Raw genomic sequence first — 7,484 nt, 5'->3', positions numbered from 1 at the left:
CCTGCTGCATCAGTCGGCACGCCGCGGCCAGACCCGAGGGCCCGGCGCCGACGATGACCACGTCGAAGTCCATCGAATCGCGTTCGATTGTTGCCACGTCGTTCTCCTTTGTTGCAATCAGCGGTCAGGCCGCGTCGACAAGGTGGTCGCTGACATGGTCGAGGTGGTGATCGACGTCACCCAGATAATGATCGAACATCACCAGGTGCTTGGCGTAGTGCGATACGTAGCACTCTTCGGTCATGCCCATACCGCCATGCAACTGGATGGCCTGCTCGGCGATGAAGCGGGCGGCCTCGCCGCAGTAAGCCTTGGCGGCGGCGAGGCGATAGTCACGCTCGGCATCGGGAAGGGTCAGGCTGGTGGCGGCGAGAATCGCCATGGAGCGGGCCTGCTCGAGGTGCAGGTGCATGTCGACCATGCGGTGCTGCAGGCTCTGGAACGCCGACAGGGGGGTGCCGAACTGTTGGCGCTCCTTGAGGTAGTCGAGGGTCTGCTCGCAGGCGACCTCCATGGCCCCGACCGCCTCGGCACACAGCGCGGCGCGGCCGAGCGCCAGGGTGGCATCGAGGGCTTGGGCGGCGTCGAGGCCGAGACAGCTGGCATCGTTCAACGGGACGGCATCCAGGGTCAGGTCGCTGGCCGACTGGTCGTCGATGGTGCGGTAGTCGCGACGTGACAGACCGGAGGCGTCGACGGGGACCACGAACACGCCCAGACGCCCGTCATCGAGGCGGGCGGTGACGAGCAGGGCAGCGGCCGAGGCGGCATTGAGCACCAGTTGCTTGTTGCCATCGAGGCGCCAGCCATCACCATCGCGGCGTGCAGCGGTGGTGATGCCATGGGCATCGTAGCGGGCGTGGCTCTCCTGCCAGGCCAGTGCCAGCTGATGGTCGCCCTCCAGTAGCGGGGTCAGCCAGCGCTCCCGCTGGCCGGCATCACCCAGCCGGGCCAGCAGGTCACCGGGCAGTACCAGTCCGGCCAGGTAGGCGTCGGGCACCAGGCCGCGTCCCAGGGCCTGCATGATGAGCATCAGGTCAATGCCGTCACCGCCGAGGCCGCCAACCTCCTCGGGGAAGGGCATGTGCAGCAGCCCCAGTTCGGCGAAGGTCTGCCACAGCGCCGAAGGCTCATCGGCAGGTGCCTCGAGCATGGCGCGGCGCTGCTCGGGGGCGACCCATTCGGCAATCAGGCGATCAAGGGTGTCGGCGAGCATGCGCTGCTCGTCGGTCAGGGAAAAGTCCATGGACGGCTCCTTGGGTACGGAGGATCGGCGATTCACATGCCAAGAATTGTCTTGGCGACGATGCTCTTCTGGATCTCGTTGGCACCGCCATAGATCGATAGCTTGCGGCGATTGAAGTACTGGGCGGCGCCTGCGGCGCTCTCCGCCAGGGTCGGGTCGTCGAGCTCGCCGTCTCCGTGAAGGAAGTCGGGGAAGAAGGGCAGCGCGGCCGGCCCCAGGGCGCGGCGGGTCAGTTCGCTGAGCTCCTGGCGAAGTTCCGAGCCGCGGACCTTGAGCAGCGAACTCTCCGCTCCCGGCACGCTACCATCCCGGGCCGCTGCGATGACCCGCAGGTTGGTGACCTCCAGTGCCATCAGCTCGAGCTCGGCCTTCACCACCCGCTGGCGGAAACTCGCCAGCTCGAGGAGAGGCCGCCCGCGATGCTGAATCCGTGTGGCCAACGACTTGAGATGGTGCAGTGCCTGCTTGGCGTGGCCGAGTCCGGCAATGCCGGTGCGTTCGTGAGTCAGCAGGAACTTGGCGCAGGTCCAGCCCTGGCCCTCCTCGCCGATGCGGTTGGCCACCGGCACGCGAACCTCGTCGAGGAAGACCTCGTTGACCTCGTGGGCGCCATCGAGGGTGATGATCGGACGTACGGTGATGCCCGGGCTTGCCATGTCGATCAGCAGAAAGCTGATGCCGGCCTGTTTCCTGGCGTCGGGGTCGGTGCGTACGAGACAGAACATCATGTTGGCGTGCTGCCCAAGGGTGGTCCAGGTCTTCTGCCCGGTGACGACATAGTGGTCACCGTCGCGCACGGCGCGGGTCTTGAGGCTGGCCAGGTCGGAGCCGGCCCCGGGTTCGGAGTAGCCCTGGCACCACCAGTCCTGGTTGGCGAGGATGCGCGGCAGGTAGTGGCGCTGCTGCGCTTCGCTGCCGAATTTCATGATCACAGGAGCGACCATGTTGATGCCGAATGGCACCACGGTCGGGGCATGGGCGGCGGCGCACTCCTCGTCGAAGATGTGCCGTTGCACCGGGCCCCAGCCGGGACCACCGTGCTCTTCTGGCCAATTGGCGGCCAGCCAGCCGCGCTCACTGAGAATTGTCTGCCAGCGCACGTGATCGTCGGCGGTGAGCCGCCGGCCGAGCCGCACGCGTTCGCGGATGTCGGCGGGGAGTGACGTGGCGAGAAAGTCGCGTACGTCCTGGCGGAACGCTTGCTCCTCGGCACTGTAGGTCAGGTTCATGGGGATGTCTCCGAGGTGGCGGATGCAGAGAGAGTGGCCTGGTAGTGGGGGCCACCGAGGTGACGCGGGTAGGCCAGGACCTCGACGGCCAGCAGGTCGATATCGCTGGTGCGGTAGCAGAAACCCTGCTCGGCGAGGCGCAGGCTGGCCGCCTCCATGGCGGCCCACCGGTCATCCGGCGCGATGTTCGCCGCCTGGTACAGCGCGGCGAGCAGGCTGTGGCCGCGGCTCACCACGACGGCTTGACGCAGTGCCTTGAGGGCAGAGGCCGCGGCCTGTTGCTGTTCGCCACTGGCGCGAGTGGCGACCAGTTCCACCAGCGCGCCCTGTGTCGGCGTGACCAGCACCAGGTCTGCGTCCATCTCATCCAGTCTTCCGATGCCCTCCGCCGGCTGCAGGACGATGGTCAGACACCCCGCGGGACATGGGGGATCCGTGTTGTCTGGGGGGATCAGGCAGACCTGCGTGGACGCGTCCGGCCGGTCGGTCAACGCGATGCCGGTGCGCCCGGCATTGCCCTTGAGACGCTCGAAGAGCGGGTGCTCGCCGAGCAGGGCGATGTGGGTCAGCGCCGGGGGGGCGTCGCTGTCAGGCACTCTGTGCGGGGCGCGGGCGGCGAAGAAGGCATGGATCAGCCCGGCCCGTTGGGGGGAGTTCATGCAGGCGAGGAACAGCTCGCGCTCGCGGCACAGCCCCTCGGCCAGACTGAGATCGGTGCTGGCCTCGATGGCTTCGAGGCAACGAAATGGCGAGAACAGCTCGGGCGCCTCGGTCTCGAGCCGAGCCCGATGGCGTGCCATGGCCCCGGGGTCCGCGGCGGGCGCGGGTAGCTCTCCGGTCCGACGGGCGGTGCGCTGGCCTGCCAGGATGGCGCGAGCGGCATCGAGGCCGGCATCGAGCGGGACAGCAGTCTCGGCAATGGCATCGATGATGCCCAGCGCCAATGCCTCCTCGGCAGGCACGAAACGCCCGCTGGTGATCAGTGCCAGGGCGTTGTCCACGCCGACCAGGCGGGGCAGCCGCTGGGTGCCGCCGGCACCGGGCAGCAGGCCGAGCTTGACCTCGGGCAGGCCGACCCGGGTACCCGGCAGGGCCACACGGTAGTGGCAGCCCAGTGCCACCTCGAGGCCGCCGCCAAGGGCGGTGCCGTGCAGTACCGCTACCAGGGGCTTGGTGCTGGCCTCGAGGCGTGCGACGACCTCCGGCAGTATCGGCTGCCGGGGAGGCTGGCCAAACTCGCGGATATCGGCACCGGCGATAAAGGTGCGGCCGTCTGCCATCAGCACCAGGGCGCGTGCGCCGTCATCGGCCAGGCCCCGGTCGAGCGCCTCGAGCAGGCCGCTGCGCACGGCATGGCCGAGGGCATTGACGGGCGGATTGTCGATGCGGATCACACCGATCTCGTCATGGCGCTGGTAGTGGACACAGGCTGGCATGCAATGAGCTCCGGGTTGTGGGCGTGGTGTGTGGCCGGGTCGGGTCACAGGCTCGGCTCGTGCGAGCCGTCACGGCGGTGGCGTCCACTCCAGCGGGCCAGCAGGACGGCAGGCACCAGGGCGGCCAGCGAGATGCCGAGCAGTTCGACTTGGCTGAGCGGCACCATGCCGCCCCCGGGCAGAGCCAGGGTGAGCCCCGAGATCAGCACCAGGGCGCGGATCGCCGTCTCCTGGATCGCGCCATGACCCAGTCGACCGACCCCGATCAGGTAGCCCTGCATGGCCGAGGCGAACAGCACGATGCCGGCCAGTGCCTGGACGAACACCAGCACGATCTGCAGCGGTTCGCCCTGCATGATCAGCGCCGGGTTGAGCACGAACAGGAAGGGAATGAAGTAGATCACGCTGCCCAGCCGCATGGCCTGCAGGCCGGTCGACATCGGTCGGGCTCCGGCGACGGTAGCGGCAGCGAAGGCGCCCAGCGCCACCGGCGGCGTGATGAAGCTGAGCATGCCCCAGTAGAGGATGAACAGGTGCACCGCCATCGGGTCGAGGCCGCCGCCCTGGATCAGGGCCGGTGCCAGGGCCACCGCCAGGAAGATGTAGGCGGCGGTGACGGTCATGCCGATACCCAGCACGAAGCTGGTCAGGGCACCCATGAGCAGCAGTAACGGAACGCTGCCACCGGCGAGATGGATGAAGTCGTTGGCGATGGTGCCGGAGAGCCCCGTCATGGAGAGCGCGCCCACCAGCATCCCCACGCCCGCCAGGATGGCGATCAGCTCGGCGAACAGCTTGGCCGCACCCGACAGCGCCTCACCAAGCTCCTTCCAGCCCCAGCGGTTGTGCCGGGAGAGCTGGTTGAGGACCAGCAGGAGCGCGGTGGCGTAGAAGGGGGCCACGGCCTCGCGCTGCATCACCAGCAGCATCCAGACCAGCAGCGCGAAGACAAAGATGAAGTACCACCCCTCCTTCAGCGTCTGCCAGAGTGACGGCAATTCGACGGTGGGCAGGCCCTTGATGTCGTTGCGTGCGGCGTAGGCATCGATCTGGATGAACAAGCCTAGGAAATAGAGGATCGAGGGGATGATGGCGGCCAGAACAACGGCGGAGTAGGGCACGTCGAGAAACATCGCCATGACGAAGGCGGTGGCGCCCATCACCGGGGGCATCAGTACCCCACCGGTGGAGGCGCAGGCTTCCACCCCGCCGGCGAAGGAGCGGCTCATGCCGATCCGGCGCATGGCGGGAATCGACAGCACACCTGTGGTCAGCACGTTGCTGATCACGCTGCCGCTCATCGAACCCATCAGACCGCTGGAGAAGATCGATACCTTGGCCGGGCCGCCCCGTACATGGCCGAGCAGGGCGAAGGCCAGATTGATGAAGAACTTGCCACCGCCACTTTTCTGCAGCACCACCCCGAACACCAGGAAGCCGATCACTAGGCCGGCGAAGGCCTGCAGCGGGATGCCCATGATGCTCTCGGTGCTCATGGTGTGGTACATGGCGGTTTCCGAGAGCGATGAAGGAAAGGCCTGAATGGGGCCCGGCATCACGTCGGCTGCCAGGGGGTAGAGTGAAAAGAGAGTGACGATCACGGCGATGGGCCAGCCGCCGGCGCGGCGTGCCGCCTCGATGATCAGTATCCACCAGGCATAGCTGACCCACAGAGCGGTATCCGGGGCCGCGAATGCCCAGCCCCGCTCCAGAATGGAGTCGGCGTTGATAACGAAGTAGCCGCTGACCACCAGAGTCGCGGCGCTGAGCAGGTAGTCGTACCAGGGAATGGGGCGATGCTGGCCCGCTGGCGTCAGCGGCCAGAGCAGGTAGATCAGCGGCAGCAAAAGGGCCACCACCGCATAGTAGAACTGGGTCTCCAGTCCGGTGACGAAGGTCAAGTAGCCGAAATTGAAGAGGTAGTCCAGGGTCATCAGCAGCAGGATCACCGTCACGGCGCCGGGAATCCAGCGCAGTGGCAGCGGCAGGGTCCGCATCTGGCGGATCTTTTCCTTAGCCTGCTGGGTGCCGTCGTTGTCAGAAGTGTGGGTCATGGCAGGGTCCAGAAAGCTGGGGGCGGCCCGAGCCGCCCCCCGGGGGGATCACTCGAAGACTGGGTCGAAACCGGCGTCGCGCAGTGCGGTGGCACGTGCCTCCATCCAGGCGCTGCCGAAGGCCTCTTCATCGTCGGGTGCGTCGTTAACGAAAGCTCCCCATGTCGCCAGCAGCAGGTTCTGACGCTCGACCAGTTGCTCCTGGTGGGCCTGCATCTCGTCGGTCCAGACGCCGATCTTCTCGTAGTACTCCACGACGGCGTCGTGGAAGGGGATCACCCACTGCAGATCCTGATACTCCAGGGCGTAGCCCACGGCACCGGGCGCGTTGTCCTTGTAGTCGTCGTAGTTGTCCTGCAGGGCGCGGATCAGGCCGTAGGCAATATCGTCGTCGAGGTCGGCGTTACCGACCACGATGGGATAGGGGTAGCTGGCGCTGTCGACGGGGTTGTCGGCACTGACGTTGCCGGCTCCCGACGTGATGCGGTGAGGCTGGAAGTAGGGTGCTACGGCGGCCATGCGCTCCCAGCCTTCGGCATCGTCGGGGTCGAGCACCGGCCAGCTGATGCCGCGGGGGCTGCTGGCCAGCTGCTGGGCGGGAGGGGTGACAGTGGTTGTGAAGGAGGCGTCGACGTTGCCGGCGATGATGCCGTCGAAGGAGCGGCCGTAGCCGGGATAGTCGATGCGTTCCACGTCGTCCCAGGTCAGACCGCCGAAGGCCAGGTAGGCCTCGGTTCCCTTGTTGAGGGCGTCGTCCCCGCGGATGTAGGCGATCCGCTTGCCGCGCAGGTCCGCCGGGGTTTCAACTCCCAGGTCACCGGCCACGGCAAGAGAGAGGCCGAATGAGGCGGTAGAGGTGGTGATCAGGCGAATGGGCTGAGGACCCCAGTCGGGATGGGCGAACATCATCACCCCCTCGACGCCATAGTAGCTGGCTATGCCGCAGGCACAGAGATCGACTCGCCCCTGCTTCAGCGGCGTCATGCGCGAGACGTCGTTGTCTCCGGGCAGCACCCTGACCGAGGTACCGTAGTTGGACTGCAGCATGTTGCCGATCGCCACGGCCTGGGCATAGCCGCTGGAGTTGGTGCCGTAGGCGGTCCACGCCATGGTGCGAGGGAGATTGACCTCGCTGGCCAGTGCGATGCTGCTGCCGAGCATGGCGAAGGGCAGGCTGGCGAGAGCGAGTTGACGAGTAATTGATCGCATGGAGGGCTCCTCAGATCTTAATATTGTTTTGCTGTGCGGTACTGTATTCCGAATACGGAATCGATAGTAGGGAAGTGGCAGCGATGGTGTCAACGCCATCGCGATATGAATCGGGCGGCAATCTATGGTGACGCCATGGGAAAAGTGGCGCCGGCTGGGGCGCTTCAGGAAGCGAGAGAAGATCAGGCATAGACCAATGTCTAAGCCAGAGGGGGATGCGGCGTCAGCTGATCAGCTGCCGGTTGTAGAGGAAGCGCCCAGCGCCTGCCAGGCGGCGTAGGTGCTGAGGAAGACCCGCCCGGTCAGGTCG

The 7,484-nt window shown here is 66.6% G+C and carries 5 protein-coding genes; all 5 read right to left on the bottom strand.

Annotation, left to right across the window (positions count from 1 at the left end; translation table 11 throughout):
• Positions 1-124 precede the first annotated feature (124 nt).
• Genes IBX53_RS13260 through IBX53_RS13240 form a run of 5 tightly spaced genes read right to left on the bottom strand, consistent with a single transcriptional unit; the run spans position 125 to position 7,174 of the window.
• Positions 125-1,246 carry an acyl-CoA dehydrogenase gene (locus IBX53_RS13260; protein WP_290910004.1) on the bottom strand — a complete coding sequence of 374 codons (1,122 nt, stop codon included), beginning with the start codon at positions 1,244-1,246 and terminating at the stop codon, positions 125-127.
• 32 nt (positions 1,247-1,278) lie between these two features.
• A complete protein-coding gene (locus IBX53_RS13255; RefSeq protein ID WP_290910003.1) occupies positions 1,279-2,475 on the bottom strand; it encodes an acyl-CoA dehydrogenase family protein in 1,197 nt (398 codons plus the stop codon).
• On the bottom strand, positions 2,472-3,911 hold the full coding sequence (locus IBX53_RS13250; RefSeq protein ID WP_290910002.1) for an enoyl-CoA hydratase/isomerase family protein: 1,440 nt from the start codon (positions 3,909-3,911) through the stop codon (positions 2,472-2,474). Before IBX53_RS13250 ends, IBX53_RS13255 begins: the two co-directional genes overlap by 4 nt.
• A 44-nt stretch (positions 3,912-3,955) precedes the next feature.
• Positions 3,956-5,965, bottom strand: a complete 2,010-nt coding sequence (locus IBX53_RS13245) for a TRAP transporter fused permease subunit (RefSeq protein ID WP_290910000.1) — start codon at positions 5,963-5,965, stop codon at positions 3,956-3,958.
• A gap of 48 nt (positions 5,966-6,013) precedes the next feature.
• Positions 6,014-7,174: a TAXI family TRAP transporter solute-binding subunit gene (locus IBX53_RS13240; protein ID WP_290909998.1), complete on the bottom strand. Its 1,161-nt coding sequence runs from the start codon at positions 7,172-7,174 to the stop codon at positions 6,014-6,016.
• Positions 7,175-7,484: the final 310 nt, after the last annotated feature.

It is taken from the genome of Halomonas sp. (assembly GCF_014859505.1).
In the GTDB taxonomy this organism is placed as follows: Bacteria; Pseudomonadota; Gammaproteobacteria; order Pseudomonadales; family Halomonadaceae; genus Halomonas.
This window is presented reverse-complemented; position numbering and strand designations above follow the sequence as displayed.

Bases quoted from the DNA above. Each gene is read 5' to 3' on its own strand.
- IBX53_RS13260 (WP_290910004.1), bottom strand. From the start codon at position 1,246: ATGGACTTTTCCCTGACCGACGAGCAGCGCATGCTCGCCGACACCCTT.
- IBX53_RS13255 (WP_290910003.1), bottom strand. From the start codon at position 2,475: ATGAACCTGACCTACAGTGCCGAGGAGCAAGCGTTCCGCCAGGACGTA.
- IBX53_RS13250 (WP_290910002.1), bottom strand. From the start codon at position 3,911: ATGCCAGCCTGTGTCCACTACCAGCGCCATGACGAGATCGGTGTGATC.
- IBX53_RS13240 (WP_290909998.1), bottom strand. From the start codon at position 7,174: ATGCGATCAATTACTCGTCAACTCGCTCTCGCCAGCCTGCCCTTCGCC.
- IBX53_RS13245 (WP_290910000.1), bottom strand. From the start codon at position 5,965: ATGACCCACACTTCTGACAACGACGGCACCCAGCAGGCTAAGGAAAAG.